17 protein-coding genes are annotated in these 20,975 nt (G+C 37.8%); 10 read left to right on the plus strand and 7 right to left on the minus strand.

Annotated features, from left to right (window positions below):
• Nucleotides 1-84 precede the first annotated feature (84 nt).
• Entirely contained in the window at nt 85-600 is a 516-nt protein-coding gene (locus RB215_RS15810; RefSeq protein WP_306288260.1) for a hypothetical protein, read from the plus strand.
• Between the two features lie 16 nt (nt 601-616).
• Entirely contained in the window at nt 617-793 is a 177-nt protein-coding gene (locus tag RB215_RS15815; protein WP_065813981.1) for a DUF1289 domain-containing protein, read from the plus strand.
• Between the two features lie 169 nt (nt 794-962).
• Here RB215_RS15815 and RB215_RS15820 read toward each other — a convergent pair whose 3' ends face one another.
• Nucleotides 963-1,493 (minus strand): gluconokinase, encoded by a 531-nt coding sequence (locus RB215_RS15820; RefSeq protein ID WP_309217468.1) that lies wholly within the window; start codon nt 1,491-1,493, stop codon nt 963-965.
• Nucleotides 1,494-1,655: 162 nt separating this feature from the next.
• Here RB215_RS15820 and gntU point away from each other — a divergent pair, with 162 nt between their 5' ends.
• Entirely contained in the window at nt 1,656-2,999 is a 1,344-nt protein-coding gene (gene gntU, locus RB215_RS15825) for a gluconate transporter (protein ID WP_309217416.1), read from the plus strand.
• Between the two features lie 174 nt (nt 3,000-3,173).
• Here gntU and gntR read toward each other — a convergent pair whose 3' ends face one another.
• The 3 genes from gntR to RB215_RS15840 all read right to left on the minus strand — a co-directional run bounded on the left by gntR (nt 3,174) and on the right by RB215_RS15840 (nt 6,094).
• Complete coding sequence (gene gntR / locus RB215_RS15830; protein WP_197183020.1) at nt 3,174-4,184, minus strand: gluconate operon transcriptional repressor GntR; 1,011 nt, start codon at nt 4,182-4,184, stop codon at nt 3,174-3,176.
• A 240-nt stretch (nt 4,185-4,424) separates the two neighbouring features.
• Nucleotides 4,425-5,696, minus strand: a complete 1,272-nt coding sequence (locus tag RB215_RS15835; protein WP_011330101.1) for an O-acetylhomoserine aminocarboxypropyltransferase/cysteine synthase family protein — start codon at nt 5,694-5,696, stop codon at nt 4,425-4,427.
• Between the two features lie 179 nt (nt 5,697-5,875).
• Nucleotides 5,876-6,094 carry a MetJ regulator of methionine regulon gene (locus RB215_RS15840; RefSeq protein ID WP_309217418.1) on the minus strand — a complete coding sequence of 73 codons (219 nt, stop codon included), beginning with the start codon at nt 6,092-6,094 and terminating at the stop codon, nt 5,876-5,878.
• Between the two features lie 185 nt (nt 6,095-6,279).
• Here RB215_RS15840 and RB215_RS15845 point away from each other — a divergent pair, with 185 nt between their 5' ends.
• Nucleotides 6,280-6,612 carry a PBPRA1643 family SWIM/SEC-C metal-binding motif protein gene (locus tag RB215_RS15845; protein ID WP_309217419.1) on the plus strand — a complete coding sequence of 111 codons (333 nt, stop codon included), beginning with the start codon at nt 6,280-6,282 and terminating at the stop codon, nt 6,610-6,612.
• 133 nt (nt 6,613-6,745) lie between these two features.
• Here RB215_RS15845 and RB215_RS15850 read toward each other — a convergent pair whose 3' ends face one another.
• From RB215_RS15850 to RB215_RS15860, 3 genes are all read right to left on the minus strand, one after another.
• On the minus strand, nt 6,746-8,917 hold the full coding sequence (locus tag RB215_RS15850) for a S46 family peptidase (RefSeq protein ID WP_309217420.1): 2,172 nt from the start codon (nt 8,915-8,917) through the stop codon (nt 6,746-6,748).
• A 178-nt stretch (nt 8,918-9,095) separates the two neighbouring features.
• Nucleotides 9,096-11,195, minus strand: coding sequence for a bifunctional diguanylate cyclase/phosphodiesterase (locus tag RB215_RS15855; protein ID WP_011330096.1), 2,100 nt, complete (start codon nt 11,193-11,195; stop codon nt 9,096-9,098).
• Between the two features lie 165 nt (nt 11,196-11,360).
• Complete coding sequence (locus RB215_RS15860) at nt 11,361-13,148, minus strand: M61 family peptidase (protein WP_309217421.1); 1,788 nt, start codon at nt 13,146-13,148, stop codon at nt 11,361-11,363.
• Nucleotides 13,149-13,374: 226 nt separating this feature from the next.
• Between RB215_RS15860 and RB215_RS15865 the strand changes: the two genes are divergently transcribed.
• From RB215_RS15865 to RB215_RS15890, 6 genes are all read left to right on the plus strand, one after another.
• A complete protein-coding gene (locus RB215_RS15865; RefSeq protein ID WP_309217469.1) occupies nt 13,375-14,889 on the plus strand; it encodes a GGDEF domain-containing protein in 1,515 nt (504 codons plus the stop codon).
• Nucleotides 14,890-15,110: 221 nt separating this feature from the next.
• Nucleotides 15,111-16,454, plus strand: a complete 1,344-nt coding sequence (gene ppnN, locus RB215_RS15870; RefSeq protein ID WP_011330093.1) for a nucleotide 5'-monophosphate nucleosidase PpnN — start codon at nt 15,111-15,113, stop codon at nt 16,452-16,454.
• Between the two features lie 8 nt (nt 16,455-16,462).
• A complete protein-coding gene (gene xni / locus RB215_RS15875) occupies nt 16,463-17,236 on the plus strand; it encodes a flap endonuclease Xni (protein WP_011330092.1) in 774 nt (257 codons plus the stop codon).
• Between the two features lie 69 nt (nt 17,237-17,305).
• Nucleotides 17,306-17,689 carry a DUF3192 domain-containing protein gene (locus tag RB215_RS15880; protein ID WP_011330091.1) on the plus strand — a complete coding sequence of 128 codons (384 nt, stop codon included), beginning with the start codon at nt 17,306-17,308 and terminating at the stop codon, nt 17,687-17,689.
• Between the two features lie 12 nt (nt 17,690-17,701).
• Nucleotides 17,702-19,384, plus strand: coding sequence for a hypothetical protein (locus RB215_RS15885; protein WP_309217422.1), 1,683 nt, complete (start codon nt 17,702-17,704; stop codon nt 19,382-19,384).
• A gap of 187 nt (nt 19,385-19,571) precedes the next feature.
• Nucleotides 19,572-20,579 carry an isocitrate dehydrogenase gene (locus tag RB215_RS15890; protein WP_011330089.1) on the plus strand — a complete coding sequence of 336 codons (1,008 nt, stop codon included), beginning with the start codon at nt 19,572-19,574 and terminating at the stop codon, nt 20,577-20,579.
• The last annotated feature ends 396 nt before the right edge of the window (nt 20,580-20,975 follow it).

Raw genomic sequence — 20,975 nt, forward strand, 5'->3', positions numbered from 1 at the left:
AACTTTTATAAAAGCACGCTTAAATTATTTAGTGTGCTTTAGCACATAGCGCACTAAATTCATTAATTAAAAGGATAATATTGAATGAAGAAGTTAGCCTCTGTCGTATTTACTGGCTTGGTAATTTCAGGTTGTTCTAGCGTTGTTACTGAGCAAACAGCCGCCATAGATCAACTTACACCATGTAATAAAATTCAAACCTTACTTGGTGCATACGATACCCGTTTTGAATCGCTAAAAACAACCAAAGTAACTACAAAATTTATGGATAGCTGGAGTACTAACTATCATTTAGTGGGTAAGCAATGCCAAATTACTGCATTTGATCATGATAATGTTATTTACCGCTGTCAAAATAGTTACAAAGAGCAAGTAGCTGCTGTAACAGATCATCAAAAAGCAGTGGCTTTTACTCGCCAATGTTTGCTTGAAAGCAATTGGCATGAAAGCCAAAAAGAGTCAAAAAACTCGATTCGTACTACTTTCGTACTTGATGAAAACACCCCTGTTATTTCAATCTACACCGGTAAAACGTTATCTAGTTTAAAATCGTGGTCTACCTCATTAGAAATTGGCAAATCAGTAGCTACTAAACAATAATTTTTTATAGGGTTTTATGGGTTTTCAAACAAAAACTAGCAAGACTAAACTTAAAACCGATTGTATTGGAGTTTGCCAGCGACGCAGTGGCCTATGTACTGGCTGCGGACGTACCAACGATGAAATTTTTGAGTGGATTATTTTATCTGAAGATGAAAAAAAGGTGATTTTAGCAACCCCACGAGCCGATTAAGCAATGAATAGCTGGGGTTTTAATAGGTAAGCTAAACATCTGGGTTATAAAACTTTAACTTCAATAATAGACTAAAACTAACTGTTGTTAAATTTAGCCTGTTATTGAACGTTTGAAATAAATGGCATCTACTTTATTACTCATTATTTTTGTATTTATACCTTATAGGTTACCCGCTAGCTAAATTTATATCGGTTTGCGTAGCTTGAAAACAAGCGCTTACAACCTGCTTAAATGATTTATTAATGTCGATACTAATTACATTTAACTCATCTGCTTGGGGGATTTCCAATGTCTCGAATTGACTTTTTAATAGCTCAGTAGGCATAAAGTGCCCTCTTCTATCTTGCATTCGCTGCTTAACTAATTCAAAATTTCCCTGTAAATGTAAAAAAGTAATATTCACATTTCCTTCGCATATTTGCTCTCGGTATTTTTTCTTTAAGGCTGAACAAACAATAACGGCCACTTCATTTTTCTGCTCAATACTAAACGCAGCGTCACGAATTCTTTCTAACCACGGCACCCTATCATCATCATTAAGCGGTTGTCCTGATGACATTTTTAAAATATTTGCTTTGGGATGTAAATCATCGCCATCAATAAATTTAGCGTCCATTTTTTTCGCAAGCGCATAACCAATACTCGACTTTCCGGTGCTTGATACACCCATAATAATAAATATTCGACCCGCGTTTATTTGGCTCATTTAGCTAATCTCACTCTATTTTTTAAAAATTCATTAGCTTTGAATGAATTTTTATATTAAGTTACTGGTAACATGTTACGCGTAACTTAATATAATATGAAATTAAACACAAGTTAACTATCCTAATTTGAGTTGGATTTAAGTAGGAAATATATGTCAGATTTATCTTTAATACTAACCGCGGTAGGTTCTATTCTACTGTTACTTTTTTTAGTCATGAAAGTAAGGCTACACGCGGTTGTCGCTTTAATTTTAGTTTCGATGATAGCCGGGCTATTCTCTGGAATGAGCCCACAAATGATCGCAGAAACTATCCAAAAAGGAATGGGCGGCACTTTAGGCTTTGTTGCTGTTGTGGTTGCATTAGGTGCCATGTTTGGCAAAGTAATGGAAGAGACTGGAGCGCTTGACCGTATTGCTCATACCTTATTACATCGTTTTGGCGAGAAAAACGCTAACTGGGCGCTCACCTTTACTGGTTTTATATGTGCTTTACCACTATTTTTTGATGTTGCTGTGGTGCTTTTAATTGGTATTGCATTTGCTGTGGTACGTAAAGGCGGTGGTAGTGTTATTAAAATAGGGATTGCACTGCTTGCTGGTATTGCTGCTTGTCAGGCATTTCTTATCCCTGCGCCAGGCCCTATTTTAGTGGCATCTCAACTTGGTGCCGATTACGGTTATATGATTTTATTTGGTTTGCTTGCTGCTATTCCAGCTATGATCATTGGCGGCCCTCTTTGGGGATCGCTAATTGCTAAGTCAATTCATGTTGAACTACCTGAACACGCCCAAAACAATGATAATACTAGAGACGGTGAGGGCGAGCCTAGTTTTGGCTTAGCTCTAGGTTTAATTGCACTGCCATTATTAATGATTGCCTTAAATACGATTGGCTCTCGTTTTGTTGAGCAACAATCTAACTTACATCATTGGTTAGAGTTTATCGGCCACCCATTTACTGCAATTCTTGCAGCTTGCTTAATGGCATTTTATTTACTGGGTGTAAAACGCGGTGTACCACAAGATCGTATTATGGAAATTTGCAGTAGTGCCTTACAACCTGCTGGCGTTATCATTTTGGTAACAGGCGCTGGGGGAGTATTTAAACAAGTATTGGTTGATTCGGGTGTAGGGGCAGCGCTTGGTAATATGCTTGCGGGATCTGGCTTACCGATTGTTATGCTAGCTTTTATATTAGCAGCCGCAGTACGCGTAATTCAAGGCTCTGCAACTGTTGCTATGCTTACAGCATGCGGTTTAATTATACCTATGTTAGAGCCGCTTGGACTAGATGGCGCTCAGCTTGCTGCGGTTACTATCGCCATTGGTGGAGGCTCAATCGTTTTATCGCATGTAAATGACTCTGGCTTTTGGTTAGCTAATCGCTACCTTGGCCTTACTGAAATGCAAACGCTGAAAACATGGACGGTGATGGAGACCATCATTGGTACAACGGGTGCTATTGTAGCTATGATTATTTCCCTCTTTTTATAAATTATTTTTATTCATAAAACCCTAAATATGTCCGATGCTGTGCTTAAATAGCAGCATCGGTGTTTACTTCGAGTGTTATAGCTTTTACTGTTTGATGGAGGCAAGCACCATATTTCACTTACAACTCAATATTCTAGGTTTAATATTTTCTTGCTTTATGAGTGACATAGTTAATCAAACACTTTCGCCTAAATGAATCACATAACCGGTATCACATATTTGCTCATCGGGTGTTTCAATATCTGTTGTTGAACTAATACGACTGAGTAATTTAGCCCCTGCAAGGTTACCAATCTGATAACGCGGCGTGATCACACTGGCTAGCTGAGGCACCATAGATTGACCAATATCATGGCCATGAAAGCCTGCAACCCCCATATGCTGAGGAACAGAAATATTATTTCTTTGACACTCAAAAATAGCACCAATAGCCAAATCATCATTAGTACAAAATATACAGTCAGTATCTGGATGTTCTGTACGTGTTTTTTGCAATAATTTAGCGCCCAAACTAAACGACGAAGCTTCATTTGTCATCACACTTTTAGGAGTAAACCCCCTTAGTAACATTGCGTCGCTATAGCCTTGAAACTTCAATTGTGTGCGCATATCTAACCTTGCACCAAGGTAAACAATATTCCGGTAGCCTTTATCTAAAAGCGCATTGGTCATCTCAAAAGCAGCTTTAGCATTATCAAAGCCAACCGCTTGGTGTATTGGAGTGTGATGAATATCCATTATTTCAACCACAGGAATACCCGCCATAGCAATCATTTTTCGGGTTCTGTCGGTATGCGTTGTTTCCGATAAAATTAGCCCATCTACATGATATGATAATAAATATTCAACTCTCTTTTCTTCAATTTCGGGGCTATAGCCATAATGCGCGAGCATTGTTTGATACCCAGCAGGCTCAGTAATATCTTCAATTCCGCGAATAACTTGCGAAAACACTTGATTAGTTAACGATGGGACAAGCACACCTATAGAGTAGCTTTTGGCATTAGATAATAAATCTGGGGCTTTATTAGCAATATAACCAAGTGAATCTATGGCTGCTTTAATTTTGATTTGAGTTGTTGCTGATACTTTCTCTGGGTTACGTAAATAACGACTTACCGTCATTTTAGTGACCCCAACTGCATCCGCTATATTTTGAAGTGAAGAGCGTTTATTTTTTTTCATCACAGGTAATTAATTTATTATGTTACACGTAACATAACAATTATAATTGCGGTTAGCCACTTTTAAGCTATTTTGCTAGATAAATATAACCTTATTGATAATTATTTATACTATCCTGGCTTGCTTAGACCGTTTACTTATCAAGTTAGATACTTAATTATATGCTTTTCAATGAGTCAATAAATACAAATGCCTCAGTGTATAGAGGCATTTTAAACGATGTTATTACTTATAAATAGCTTACGCTTTACCGAGCGCTTGACTTACATCTGCAATAATATCGTCGATATTTTCAATACCAATCGATAAACGCACTAAATCACGGCTCACACCTGCATTAGCGAGTTCTTCATCATTAAGCTGACGATGCGTGGTTGATGCAGGATGACACGCTAGCGACTTGGCATCGCCGATGTTTACCAAACGCAGTATCATATTGAGTGCGTCGATAAAACGAGTGCCGGCTTCCAAGCCACCTACAATACCAAAGCTTAATATACCCGATGCTTTACCATTAGTTGTTTTTTTACACATTGCGTTGTATGGACTTGACGCTAAGCCTGCATAGTTAACCCATGAAACTTTAGGGTGCTTTTGTAAATACTCAGCCACCTTTTGTGCATTTTCGCAGTGACGTTCCATTCGCAAACCTAAGGTTTCAAGGCCAATTAGAATGTCTGATGCATTTTTTGGTGCAAGTGCCGCACCGGTATTTCTAAGGGGGACCACTCTACAACGGCCAATAAACGCAGCTTCTGCAAAGGCTTCGGTATAAACAACATTATGATAAGACGGATCGGGCTCGTTCATCATGGCAAAACGCGTAGCATTTGCTTTCCAATCAAATTTACCTGAGTCAACAATCATGCCGCCAATGGCAGTACCGTGCCCATTTATGTATTTAGTTAATGAATGCACCACTATATCGGCACCCAGCTCGAATGGGCGGCATAAGTACGGCGTTGCTACTGTGTTATCAACAATAAGGGGCACACCCTTACTGTGTGCTATTTTAGCTAATCGAGCAATATCAACAATGTTACCTGCAGGGTTGCCAATTGATTCACAAAATACCGCTCGAGTATTATCATCTATCGCGCTTTCAAAGGCCTCAAAGTCATCTGCTTTGATCATCCGTGCTTCAATACCTTGGCGTGGTAATGAATGCGCAAATAAGTTGTAAGTGCCACCATATACTTGGCTAGTACTGACAATGTTAGTGCCAACTTCACATAAACATTGAATTGCGTAAGTAATTGCTGCCATGCCAGAGGCTACAGCTAGTGCGCCTACGCCCCCTTCCATAGCGGCGATACGCTGCTCTAATACTGCGTTAGTTGGGTTCATAATACGGGTGTAAATATTACCAGGTACTTTTAAATCAAATAAATCAGCACCATGCTGGGTGTTATCAAACGTATAAGATGACGTATTATAAATTGGCACTGCTGCAGACTTTGTGGTTGATTCTGATTCGTAGCCATGATGCAGCGCTAAAGATTCTAGTTTCATTAGTATATTCCCTGTTATTAATTTACTTAGCGTTAAATTAGCACTTATATGCTACTAAGTGCACTTGAAATATACTAATGACAATTGAAATTTTTAACCTTTAAAAACAACCACTGTTAACTTTTAAAGCTATAACTAGTTTAGCTGTAAACTAAAACCAATAATAAAGAGTATTACGCCTAAATAAATAATACATGCAGATTCATATTTTTTGATGTCTCACCTGCAATCAGGTCGCACGTGCCTGTATATATCCCTTTGCACACCAATAATATTCCCCTGGTTAGCCTATAATTATTTAAATTTATTTTACCTTTTTCATCTGTAATAATGCGCAAATAACCAATAAGTATAATAATACTTGCCGATATTAATAATCCAATTTCTAAGCTTTCCATGGATATGCTCACTTGAAATTTAAGTGTTTTGTTTAATATTGATTGCTTGAAAGGTCGTTATGCTTATTGACGCAACTTTTAACTTCACTATTTAAATTGGCTAATAGTGCGTACATCTTAGTTATATTATGCCTAAGCTGTTAGGATACGCCGTCTAAATAATGTAGAACGGTTATATAAGTATAATGTCTAAATTTTTCTTTATGGGTAAGCCCGATATAATGGGTAAAAATAACAGTAACGGTTTTAGTCCTAAACGCAATGAAAAAGTGGGCAGCGAGCTTCATCCATTATCGTTAGTGGTTAACTCACCACAGCGCGAGTTAGAAGTAGAAGCAATAGTAAAAGAACATAAGTTATTTGCTACAGTAGAGCTTAATACTCAAAATGATGAAGATATAAGAGAGCTTGAATTCGCGCTGGTTAAGTCTACACCGCAAGTATTCGATAAAGTCCCTGAGCGTAACTCTCCTTGTTTATGCGGTAGTGGTAAAAAGTATAAAAAGTGTTGTGCTTAAATTATAGCTCACAATTTAATCTCCTTTCTCATTCTTTAATATAAAAATGCCACCTGTTAATAACAAGTGGCATTTTATTATTTGCTATAAAGTTCAGCTAAAATAAAGGTTCGGCTTTATTTTTACGCTTAACTTATTTTACTATTTTCATTTCATCTAATAAATTTTGGGCATTATCTACCTTGTCCATTACCCATAGCATGTAACGAGAATCTACGTGAATTGAGCGGTTTAGTTCTGGGTTATAATCCCAATCGCCAATGATGCTTTCATATACGCCATCAAACAATAAACCCACCAGCTCGGCTTTACCATTGAGTGTTGGCGAGCCTGAGTTACCGCCGGTTGTATCTACGTTTGATAAAAAGTTAACAGGTACTGTGTTCATGCCGCCGGTGTAATCACCGTAAAGTTTCGCTTTAATTTGCTGTTGTAGCTTTTTAGGTGCATTAAATGGCGCTACATTGGTATTTTTAGCTAGTAACCCTTCAAGCGATGTAAAGGGTGTTGCTACCAAGCCATCTTGAGGTGAGTAGCCACCTACCGTGCCGTAAGTTACTCGTAATGTGCTGTTTGCATCTGCATATACGGCCTTATTTTGTGCTTTATTAAAGGCAATAATAGCGCTCATTAATTGTGGGCGAGCAGCTTGTAACTTGCCTGCAAGTGCTTTTGATTTATCTTCTTCAGTTTTCATTACTGCAAATATCGCTTTAGCGTATTGCATAAATGGGTCTTGGCTTTGGTTTAGCTGGCTAAACGATTGCTCAAACAATGAATTGCGTACAACTTCGTTATCAAGTGTTGATTTAGTATACATTTGCTCAAGCAATGCACTTTGTTTCGCTTTATCAAAACCATTTTGTAGTTTAAATGCCTTATCAACCTCGCTAAAGCGCTCTTCTTTCGGAAGTGCGGCATAAAGCTCTAAAAAGTGCAGTAAAATAGCTTTATCTACATTGGCATCAAAGCGACGCGTCATACGCTCAAGCCCAGCTTTAATGCGCGGTAAGTCACGCTCTTGGTATCCAGACTCTCGCTCTGCATTTGGCTTTTGTTGCTCATACGCTAAACGGTATAAGCTGCGAGCGGTACTGATCATTTGTGATCTGTGTACATAACCTAACATACGATCGCGCTCGCTATGCAGTTGCGATTGCGCTACTAATGCCGATAGCTCATTTAAAACATCGCCATATTGCTGCTTGCGTGTTTTATCACTATTAATCCATGCCGTTAGCTCTTGTTCAAACTGCTTTTTACGCTGAAACATAGTGCCTTTTTTAAAGCTTTCTATCATTGAGCCATAGTTTTTAATGTAATTATTGTAACCTGCAATAGTGCTTTCGTAAGCTATACGCGCTTTACTGCCGTCCTCTGCGTTTTCTTCAATAAGTGCTACGTATTTTGAATTATGTTCACGCGCTTTAGGATAGCTGTCGTTAAATACGTTATCTACTTCTGCAGCAATACGGTAACGGTTAGTACGCCCTGGATAGCCTGTTACCATTACAAAGTCGCCCTCTTGCACACCTTTAGCACTTACACTTAAGTAAGAATCGGGTTCATAAGGTACGTTATCTTCGCTGTACTGTGCTGGTTTACCATCTTTTCCTACATACGCACGGTAAAAACCAAAGTCGCCGGTATGGCGCGGCCACATCCAGTTGTCTATATCACCGCCATATTTACCTACGCCCATAGCGGGAGCGTATGCTAAGCGTACATCTTTTATTTCTAGCGACTTAATGAGGTAATACTCTAAGCCACCATGAAACGAATACACATTACAACGATAGCTCTCATCGGCTTCACACTGAGCCACCAGTGCTTTTTCATTTTTTTCAAGGGCATCGTAGCGTGCTTTAGCACTTAACTGTTGAGTGTCTTTAATTACTTTGTCGGTAACGTTAGTTACGGTTTTAGTAACATAAACACGAGAGCCAGGAGCTGCGGGTAAATCTTGCGCTGGAGTTTTAGCTAAAAAGCCATTTTCTAAAATATTATTATCGGTTGTTGAGTTGTATTGAATAGAGCCATAAGCACAGTGATGGTTTGTTACCACCAAACCTTTTGGCGATACAAATGATGCCGTACAACCACCTAGGCTAATTACCGCATTCATCGGGAATTCGGTTAATTTTGAAATAGATTTAGCATCTATTTCAAGCCCTTTGGCTTTTAATATTGATTCTAATTCTGGAAGCTGATGTGGTTGCCACATGCCTTCATCTGCAATTGCAGTGCTTGAGAGTGTAATTGCTAAAGTTGATGCTATTGTAGCGACAAGAGGTGTTAAACGCATTATAGAGTCCTTTTTATTGTTTCTATAACAGGTTACTCGTGAAGTATTATGCAGGTCAATACCGTGGTAATAAATTGTTACAATGTGCCCTATAAACCCTCATATATAGCGTTAATAGCAAACTGTGGCAGCTATATTTTGTATTTACTTATAACTACTTTATATAATATGTGATTATTTATAAAAACCTTGGTGAAAAATCCAATAACAACTCCTCAGGTAATGGCTTACTAAAATAGTAACCTTGAACAAAATCACAATTTAACTCACCAAGTAAAACAAGCTGCTCTTTCGTTTCCACTCCCTCTGCAACCACGGTTAACCCTAAGCTATGCGACATGGCTATAGTTGCTTTGACTAAATTACAGTCTTCTTTTTTGGATGTAATGCCATTAATAAACATGCGATCTATTTTTAAAACATTAAATGGGTACTGCCTTAAATAGCTTAATGATGAATACCCAGTACCAAAGTCATCCATTGATAGCTTTATGCCCAATTTAGTTATTTCTTGCAAAGTGTCGTTTATATTCAATTTAGCATTCATTAACACCCCTTCGGTAATTTCTAACTCTAAATATTTAGCCTTTACATCTAGCTCGCTAAGAGTGTCTTTTATAAAACTAAGTAGGGCTGTGTCTCTAAATTGACTTGGGGATAAATTAACAGCCATAGTATATTTATGGTGTTGTCCTTTATTAAGGCACTGATTTTGCCATTTTTTTAAAAGTTGTAAGGCTTGCTTAATAACAAACTTCCCAATGGAGATAATCAACCCATTATGCTCGGCTATTGGAATAAATTCATCGGGCGGTATATTCCCCAGCACTGGGTTATACCAACGTAGCAAAGCTTCCGCGCCAGTAACATGTTTATTTTTAACATCTAACTGCGGTTGATAATGTAATTCAAATTCATTACGCTGCAACGCACCGTGCATCTGCTCCTCTATCGCGAGTCGACGCTGAATTACTACGTTCATTTGTGGAGTGAAAAAAGAGTAAGTATTTCGGCCTAATGCTTTTGCTTGATACATTGCCGTATCTGCATTGCGTAAAAGATCAGACGCTGTATCGCCATTTTCGGGGTACATAGCAACCCCAATACTCATAGTGAGTACAAGTTCTCTCCCTTCAATTTTAAATGGCGAGGTAAAATTTTTCAGTAGCTTTTCTGTAATATCTATTGCGTTATAATGACAATTTATCCCCCGTAACAATACAATAAACTCATCTCCTCCTAAACGTCCTATGGTGTCTTCTTTGCGGATGACTTGCTGTAATCTTGCAGCTGATTTTATCAGTAGCTTGTCACCTAGTTCATACCCAAACGAGTCATTTACTTTTTTAAAGTTATCTAAATCAATAAAAAGTACAGCCACATGTCCCTTGTTTCTTTGTGCTTCAAAAAGCATATGCGATAGTCGGTCAAGTGCTAAGAAACGGTTTGGTAAAGAGGTTAAATTATCATAATAAGCTTGTTTACGGATCAGCTCTTCTGCATCGTGCTGCTCAGTGATATCTCTAATAATAACCATAACTTGCTGGTATTGCGAAACATGGTTAATTCTTGCCTCAAAGTACACAGCTCCCTGCGACATAGTTAGTTGATATTGAAAGCTCACCATTTGTTTTTGGCTTAAGGCTTGGGAAATATTTTTTCTAAACTTACTGCTAACATCGTCTGGTAATAAATCAAACATACTGCTACCAATAAATTGCTGAGGTAAAGCATAAAGATTACTGCTACTACTGCTGCTGGCTTGATAATCAAGGATTTTGCCATCTTCTTGCATTACAAAAAATAGATCAGGAATAGCCTCAAATATTGTTTCCAACATTTTCTCTCTAAACATAGCCTGTTCTTGCGCCTGTTTAACATCGGTTAAATCAATATCAATACAATACATTTGTTTAATGCCATATTGATTTATAAACATTACATGGCTTGAAAACACCGAAACATCATTATTATTTTTATCACGAAGAGTTAGCTCTGCTGCAGGAATTTCTATTCCTTTTGTGATCCAATGAGTATGGGCAGCAATCACTATCTCTTGTAAATCACTTGGTATAATTAAGTCTTCAATTTTCTTACCTGTTGCTTCACTTTTTGTATAGCCATAGAGTACTTCGCTGCCTTTATTCCAATAAATAACACGGCGTTGTTCATCATACCCCTGTACAGAAATAGCATTCACAGCATCAAATAATTGATGTAATGGGTCATTAACAACATATTGGTGAGCTAAAGTATGTATATTATTTTTAGATTTCATTCTGATTAATTACTAAACAATACTTAATGTTAATAATAGAACGAAATAATTAAATTAACACTTAAAGGAGCGAATAAATGCTTTTAGGTAATGCGGCAATATAAGAGTGTAAAAATAAAAAGGAGCCGTTGCTCCTTTTAGTTATTAGTTTTTAACTCATTAATGTTAATCTTTTTTAGCGTTATTAGGATGCTCAACACCTATCCATGCTTTAAACAACGCCTTTTGTTCACTCGATGCTTGCTTATTAGCAATCACCTTTTTAGGTTTATCAAAATCTTCTGATAAAACTAAACTGGTGCTAGCAAGTGCATCGCGGCGAATATAATCAATTGTAATTTTATCCCCTACTTTATACATTTCTAGGCTGCTGGTTAAATCCTTACCAACGTGATGCTTATTAATAGCAACAATTTTATCATCTGTTGTTAAGCCTGCCTGCCATGCACTGCCACCGCGTTTAACATGCGAAAGCGTAAGGAGTTGGCCGGTATTTTTTGCCACAGCATTTATACTCGCTAAGGCTTTCGCTTTTTCTGGACGCTCAAATGTTAAACCTACTTTATTGAGTAACTCGTCAAAATTTAGTGAAGCTGGCGAGTCGACATTAGTTTGCCACCAAGTGTTGTAATCACGCCCGGTTAGGTCTTTTAAAATATTGAGTACATCTAAAGAAGTAAAACCTGCAGGTAATTTATGTTGCTTATAAAGTGCCTTGTGTACATCGCGATAACTTATTTTACCTTGGCTTTTTTCTAGTAAATCAATATCTAAAGCAAGAGATAACAATGAGCCTTCTGAATAAATGTTAGTAGAGTAATTACGCGCGTGGTCCCCGCCTTGGTTTATCCACTTATCAAAGCTGGTTTCGCTGGCGCTTTGTACTTCGCGACCAGGTGTTTGTAGATGACGATTAATTGTTTTACTCAGTAGGTTAAAAAACTCATCAGTGCTTTGAATGCCTGAACGCACTAATAAATGATCTTCAAAATAGCTGGTTGAGCCCTCTGCTATCCAAAGTAATTTAGAGTAATTCATATTGGTGTAATCGTAAGGTGTAAGGCCCGCTGGGCGGTATGCTTTAACGTTCCAAGTATGAATAAATTCATGTGCCGCAGTGCTTATAAAGGCTAAGTAATCTTCGCGCTTCGCAAATCGGTCTCGCGGGCGCTGAATAATAGTCGAATTTAAATGTTCAGTAGCACCACCCGCTCCCGATGTTGCATGCACCATAAATACATAACGTTCATACGGGTAGCCATCCCAAATTACATTACCAGTAGCCACTAATTTTTTTAGATCAGTTAGCATGAGCTCTACATCATAATTACCATCGCCCCATATAACTAAATCGTATTCACGGCCATCAACTTTAAAGGTGTGTAATTGGTTAATACCTGTCTCGATTGGTGAGTCTACAAGTACGTCATAATCTGCCGCCTTAAATGTATTTTTACCTTTGTTATTTTTCATTCCAGAAACAGAGCGCCACTGTTTAGGCACCTCTAAATTAACCGTAACGGGTTCTTGGCGAAATGAGTCACTAAACATAAAAAAGCCTGATGCATCAATAAATGCATGGCTGTCATCAATATGGCGCGCACGTTTGCCAAGCTCATTTGCGTATACTTGATATGCTAAGTTAACTTTAGTTGGTTTATTTAAATGTACACGCCAGGTGCTGTGATCAATTTTTTCCCACTTTAGGGGGTTACCCGTACTGTCTTTTGCATCAAAGTAACGCACCCCATTGGCTAAATTTAATATTTCGTAACGCCCAGTGCGCCATGCAGGTAATTTAATGTCTAAATGCGCTTGTGCCGTTTTGGGAAACTCTACCGTAACATTACCTAAGTGGTGCTGTGGCTGAGAAATGTTTAATGAATAATTTACATCAGCAAACGTAGGGGCTGAACATGCGGCTAAAATAGACAGCGCTAATAGCTTTTTCATAATGGCTCATAAAGATAACTTAGTGTGTAAAGAAGACTAACAAGGCGCTATTTAAAAGTGAATTAAAAGCGATAAATAGACTTTTAGATACGTTTATTGGCAATATCTCATTAAAAATACAAAGTTTTTAATGAGATAACTACACTTAATATAAATTTGTTGTAAACTTAACTGATACTAATTAACACAATGGCGGTATGTTTAGGTGCCTGATAAATCTAATCCTATGGACAAAAAACTCAAACAAGCTATTGAACAACGAATAGTAATTGAGAGCGCAAGGAAAACTCAAGTAGACACTCTGTCAAATTTTGCAGCTAAATTATCTTTAAGCTGTAAGGGTCTTGATATTGAATTAGATAATCGCCTAGCCAAATTTAGAAGCGCACTTAATAAAGGAGTTAGCTTTGAGCACTTATCGCCGTTAATTAATGATATTTTAGTACTTTTAAAAAACCAAGAAGCCATTCAACTCGCTCATCAACGCGATTTACGCACAAGTGTAAAAAATGCAGGTAAACAATTACAAAAAACCAATGGTTTACCTGACAACACACGCAGAACACTGCGTAACTTGTTAGATAATGAACTTGATGCCGTTCAGTCAACCCATGGTTTTATACCGCTATTAAATCAATTAATTACTATTTATAACCAAGCGTTGCACACTAAATTTAATGCAATACCCGCAGAACAACATACCGATACTCCAGCAATTGCTAAAAAGTTGTTAGAACTTGCCCACCAGCTGGTACTTGAAGATGAAGCAGCTGAGCAAATTAAATCGATAAGAACCACTATTTTACAAAGTAATACAGTAGATGACTTACTCGCTGCCGCGATTGAAATTATTAATATTATTGTAAAAAACATTAATAACGAGCGCCAATCAGCGCAAAGCTTTTTAGTGTCTTTAAATAAAACCTTAGAAGAGTTACACCATTCGATTTTTTCGACCAGTAAACATTCCGAATCTATGGGAATTGAGTTTGACGCATTAAATAAGCGTATAAAAACTAAAATTAATAATCTTAATGAACAAACTAAGAGTACCACTTCAATTTCATCGTTAAGAAAATTGGTTGATCATGAATTAAAATCCCTCGGTGAAGATTTTATTGCCAAAGAAGAACTTGAACGCAAAGATCGCAAAGTACTTATAACCAGCTTTGATGAAATAAATAATCGTATTGGCAGCCTAGAAAAAAAACTCACAAAGTATAAAAAGCGTCTTAACGATCAACGTTTTAAAAGCCTGTTCGATAGCCTAACTAAACTGCCAAACCGAGCTGCGTTTGATGAGCGGTATAACCACGAAATGCACTTATTTAATGTGCAAGCATCCGATGTTACTCTGGTGGTAATTGACGTAGATTATTTTAAGTCAATAAACGACAGGTTTGGTCATACTGCTGGAGATATTACGCTACAAGTTATTGCTAAAGCCTTGCAAAAGTCGATAGAAAAAACTGACTTTATAGCGCGTTATGGCGGCGAAGAATTTGTACTATTAATGCCAGGTACTTCTTTGGAGCATGCCATTCCCCAACTCGAAAAGCTTAAAAATAATATAAAAAAGATCCCGTTTAAGTTTAAAGATAAGCAAATAGAAATTACAGTGTCACTTGGCGCAACTCAGTTTAAACAAGGTGACACATTATTAAAGGCATTTGATAGAGCAGACGATGCTTTATACGAAGCCAAAAACGCAGGTCGGGATCGTCTGTGTATACGTAAATAATGTTATATAGCTCAATTGTTTTGAGTTTTAAAACTAGCTAGTTTTTTACATTTTATACCAATTGTATTAAATGAGTCGTTAATTATAGCAACCGCTCTAAAAAAGTACGGCACTTGAGCTTATATATTACTTATATAAGTTTAAGTGCCCAAAATGAGTTTAACCTGCTAGAGCAATCAACGCTTGTATTCAATTGGTATTAAGCAGCAAGGAGAATGCCGATGTTAATACAGTTAAACCCTACTGGGGTTTTAGATTTACTGTCGCAATTAGAAGTTGATTTATTAGAGCAATCTTCCGCTAGTGAACGCTATCGATTATTTAGAAACTGCGCGCTTGCCGTCCTCAACGTAGGCAGCCATACAGATGAAAGTAGCGATATCTACGATAAATACCAAGACTTTGATATTCGTTTAGTTAGCCGTGAGCGTGGCATAAAAATAGAACTAATTAACGCACCTGATACCGCATTTGTTGATGGTGAAATTATTACCGGTATTCACGAACATATATTTTCTGTGATCCGCGATATTTTATTTATATGTCAAAAATACGAAAAAGATCTTAAAGAACAAAAAGCCATTACCCACATGGTTTTTGATATGCTCAGAAATGCCGATGCACTAAAAGTAAACAGCGAACCAAGCATGATTGTATGTTGGGGTGGGCATTCGATTAGTGAAGTTGAGTATAAATATACCAAACAAGTAGGCTATGAGCTGGGCCTGCGCGGCTTAAACATTTGTACCGGCTGTGGCCCTGGCGCTATGAAAGGCCCAATGAAAGGCGCTACTATTGGCCACGCTAAGCAGCGCATTAAAAACAATCGTTATTTAGGATTAACCGAGCCCAGCATTATTGCAGCAGAGCCGCCTAACCCAATTGTAAATGAATTAGTCATTTTACCCGACATAGAAAAACGTTTAGAAGCCTTTATACGCACAGCTCACGCTATTATTATTTTTCCTGGTGGCGCTGGTACTGCTGAAGAGTTTCTTTATTTATTAGGGATATTATTACACCCAGAAAATGACAAGCAGTGCCTACCGGTTATTTTAACAGGACCCAAACAAAGTGAAGCCTACTTTAAAGAGCTGTGCCACTTTATTGAAATGACACTGGGTGTAGAAGCACTCAGCAAATTTGAAGTTATTATAGATAACCCACAATTAGTGGCGCAAAAATTAAAGTCGACCATGGCTAATGTTCGCGACTATCGTAAAAGCCAAGGCGATGCATACTATTTTAACTGGACATTAAAAATAGAAAATGACTTTCAACAGCCGTTTATACCATCACATGAACAAATGGCGAACCTAGACTTGCACCTAGAACAACCAAAACAGTTATTAGCTGCAAATTTACGCCGCGCATTTTCGGGCATTGTTGCCGGTAATGTTAAAGAAGAAGGCGTAAAAGCAATTAAACAACATGGGCCTTATATTCTAAGTGGCGAGCCTAGTTTAATGAAAGCAATGGATAAGTTATTACAAGCTTATGTTGACGAGGGAAGAATGAAACTGCCCGGCAGTAAATATGTCCCCTGCTACACAATCAAGGCGTGAGTTCTGTATTGAAACCCCATTTATTACTTATTGATGCGCTTAATTTAATTAGGCGCATTTACGCGGTAGACGCGAATCAAAAACATCACAGTGATGAGCAGATGCTTAAAGCAAGCTGCGCACGTGTAGCGCATGCCTGCTCAAAACTTTTAAGCAGCACTAAAGCAACCCATGCCATTGCTGTATTTGATGGCGATAAAAGTTGGCGCTATCATTTTTATAAAGATTACAAACACTCCCGTGCTCCCATGCCACAAATACTTAAAGATGCATTAGTGCAATTTAAAGCCGCCATTGAAGAAACCGGTATTGTAGTGTTTGAACCAATAAACGATGAAGCTGATGATATTATTGCAACTCTTGCAAATAAGGCATCACATAACAACATCAGCAGTGTGATTGTCTCAACTGATAAAGGCTTTTTACCTTTTTTAAATGAGCATATAGCTGTGTATGATTATTTTAAAAAACATTATTTAGATCAAGATAGTATTAAGCAACGCTTTGGCGTTGAGCAAAAAAAACTAGTAGAGTTTTGGGCATTTGCTGGCGATAAAACCAATGATATTCCGGGCGTAAAAGGCATAGGCACTAAATCGGCACAGCTACTAGTTAATAACTATAGCTCTGTCGAGGATGCACTCAATGACGATGCTCTTAGTGCCAGCTTACGTAAAAAGCTAACTGAGAATATGGATATGTATGTTATTTCAAAGCAACTGGTTAGTTTACGCACCGATATAAACTTAGGCTTTAGTTTAAAGCAGTTAAGGCTTAATTAGTCGCAAGTTAATAGCACTGCCGTACGACAATACGTATACTATTAGCAGTGATGGTTAGTAGAGTAAGTAATGTTCAAAAAGTTTTTTAGATATTTAATTTTAGGTTTAGGGCTGTATGCGCTAATAGCCACGTTAGTGATCGTTTTTTATAAAGATGATCCACAAGCTATGATTTGGCAAGACAGAGAAGCCTATAATAAACGCTATATCGAAAAGCTAAAAATAGAAGACACTGCAACCCTCAATAGTGTACTCGAATATTTAGGTAGCCCAGATCTTACCTTTGCTAAGCGTGATGAGGACCAAGTATGGCAAATTGTTTTTTATCGTACCCAGCATAAAACATCTGACGGCATTACTACTATAGATGAATGTACCGGCTTATTATTTAAAAACGGGCAGCTCATTTTATGGGGTCCCAGTGCTTACGATCAATATCTAAAACCAGGTTAGGGAAACGGCATAATGGATGAGCCTGTATCAATAAAGCTAAAAAGGTTGCTTGAGCATACGCAGCTATTTTTAGCTTCATACAATAATAAAAAACAATGGCCTACCTTTTATCCGCTAGTGTGCAAACTTGCAGAGCAATACCGAACCCTTTATAAGCAAAATCCGAGTGCTCTACAAGCGCAACTTATGCTTTATAAAACTCAGTACGACTTTGCTACCAACCTTGTAATTAACCAATGTATTTTAACAACCGCACTGTGCGTAAGCCAAAATTACGATGACGAACTAAGTGAGCTGTATATTAGTGCGTCATTAATTGAGCACTTGTGCGTAGGCGCTCAACTTAATAAACTGTCCAAACAAATAGCGTTTACCAGTACCGAAAGCCAAATATGGCAATTACGCCACAAACTTGCAGCGCGCGTATTACTAACCGCAAAGCAACCTGCCCATAGTATTACTCAAGTATTAGCTAAACTGAGTAAATATAAACACGCTTTAGTAAGCACCCCTAAAATAATGTTATACGATGGCGGCACAGTAATTGTGGCGTTAGCTAATATTTTGGCAGTTAACCTCACGTGTAATGCAGCAAATCAGCAAATAAATTTTTATAAAGCGATAGCAGACTTATATTTGCGAACCCCAAATTTATTTGCTCAGCGACTCTTAAAATCATTAATTGCGCATATTGGCCCTTTGCTCCCCGGGAGCCGAGTTTTATATGCCGAACAAGCAATGATTTATTTAGCAACCGACGCCGAGCAGCGCCACATACTTATTAAAAGCTTAAAGAACAAAATAGTTTGGTACAGGGTAAAAGCAACGCTTAACGATAACGCAGTACAATGGCTATGCGCTGATAAACGTATACTTTATAAAGTGTGGGATACTGAATATGTAAATATAAAAGCCGCAACTCCCAGTACCCAAAACACATTATATGATCTAATTGGGCTTATTAAACTGCAACAAGAGTATAGCTTTAACAATATAAATACTTTATTAGCCCCATACCCTAATGTTATTAAAAGCTTATGCCAAGCAGTTAAACCGTATAACAAAGAGCATCAAGCCGCTAAAAATTTAACGCATAGTTTGTCTATGGTTGGCTACAATAATGCCCCTGCTATTATACAGCGCGTGGTGTTTGAGCAACTAGTTTTTGCTATTCCGCATCCTTTACATGCTTTTTTAGTTAATCGACTCAAATGTATGGTCGATATAATGAGGCTATTGGTCTATAACAATAAGCAATATCAGTTTGAGCATATTTGTTTGCCTTTATATGCTTACGCGCATTACTTATTAATACATTGTAGTACGCAACTTTCAAGAAAGACGCCTATAGCGCACGCCCCCAATAAATCATCCGATACACCTATGTGCGCATTTTTTGGCATAGAAAGCATGGATAGTAAGCATTTAAATCAGCAGTTATCAGCGCTTTTAAGTGATAACCCATGGACCTTTGCATTATTAGATGCCGAACAAGTAGCTAAAAACGAACTCACTGAGCAAAGTAAGTTATGGGTAGCATTTAAAGTCGTGGCGCAAAGCGTGTTTAAGCCAAAAACAGCATTAACACCTTGGCAACAGCAAACACTTAAGCAGCAATTAATAGCCCAGGGCTGGGACAATCAAGCCGATTTTTATGACAAACTTCAAACATTAGCTTTGTTTGATAGTATTTAAGCTACTTATTTTAACTATAAACAGCGGTTATACCCAGTATTAATAGTATAAACTGGCAAAATGACTTAATAATTGGTATAAATGCGCCCTTGAATTCTCAAGCTCGTTCACATAAATTTTCTAACAAGCAGTTGCTCCCTCGGAGCCACAATTTATGTGCAAATCAAACTCTTTAAAGGATAAGTTAATGGCCAAACAAACCATAACAGTGATCAAAGGCGACGGCATCGGCCCTAGCATTATCGACTCAGCACTTGAAATACTAAAAGCCGCAGGATGCGATTTTGATTATGAATTTGTTGATGCTGGCCTAGCTGCACTTGAAAAAACAGGTGAGTTACTTCCGCAAGACACAATCGATACTATCGCTAAAAACAAAATCACCTTAAAAGGTCCTTTAACAACGCCAGTTGGTGAAGGCTTTACTTCTATAAACGTAACACTACGTAAGCAATTTGGTTTGTACGCAAACGTACGTCCTGTTAAATCGTTTGTAGGCACAAAAGCACGTTATGATGATATTGATATCATTACTATTCGTGAAAACACCCAAGGTATGTACTCTGGCGCTGGTCAAATTGTAAGTGAAGATGGTAACGAAGCAGAAGCAAAATCTGTTATTACTCGCGAAGGCGCAGAAAAAATCGTAACGTTTGCTTACGAGCTAGCAGTACGTGAAGGCCGTAAAAAAGTAACAGCGGTACATAAAGCAAATATTTTAAAATCTACATCAGGCCTATTTTTAAAAGTAGCGCGTGAAGTTGCTGAGCGTTTCCCAGAAATTGAATCAACCGAAATGATTGTTGATGCAACCTGTATGAAACTAGTAATGACGCCAGAAGAGTTTGACGTAATAGTAACCACAAACTTATTTGGTGATATTTTATCAGACCTATGTGCTGGTTTAGTTGGCGGCTTAGGCATGGCACCAGGTGCTAACATTGGCGAAGATACTGCAATTTTTGAAGCAGTACACGGCAGTGCGCCTGATATTGCAGGTAAAAACTTAGCTAACCCTACTTCTGTAATTTTAGCGTCTATTCAAATGCTTGAGCATTTAAACATGGGCGACACCGCAGAGCGCATTAGAAGTGCAGTTGCTGATGTGATTAAGTCAGGCGATCGTACTACTCGCGATTTAGGCGGCAGCCACGGTACAACAGACTTTACTCAAGCTGTTATCGACCGTTTGTAATATAAAGTATAAAGTACATACATAAGTACTTGTAAGCGTACTGATATAAAAAGCCAGCAATTGCTGGCTTTTTAATATTCCAACTTATAAAACTGCATAAAACCTCCTTTTATCCACTTTCAAACTTCAAAAAACAACTAATTCCAGCACAAAAATAGCATGATGAGAAAAAATAATGCAAAAAAGCCATTTCGCGGTTGACATACTCCCTCAAAACCCTTAAAAATAACCACATACACAATTTTAGTTTAAAGCAGTATTAACGCTTTGTAATAGAGTAATTAATTATGAATACTACAATTCGCCTATTAGTCGTACTCGTACTGGTCTTAGTTATAAGCCCAGCGGGGATGTATTGAAAGGTGATACTGCTTTTTAAAAACCCCCGCCCCATGC

Origin of the sequence: Pseudoalteromonas sp. HL-AS2 (assembly GCF_031198805.1) — a bacterium.
Lineage (GTDB): Bacteria > Pseudomonadota > Gammaproteobacteria > Enterobacterales > Alteromonadaceae > Pseudoalteromonas > Pseudoalteromonas nigrifaciens.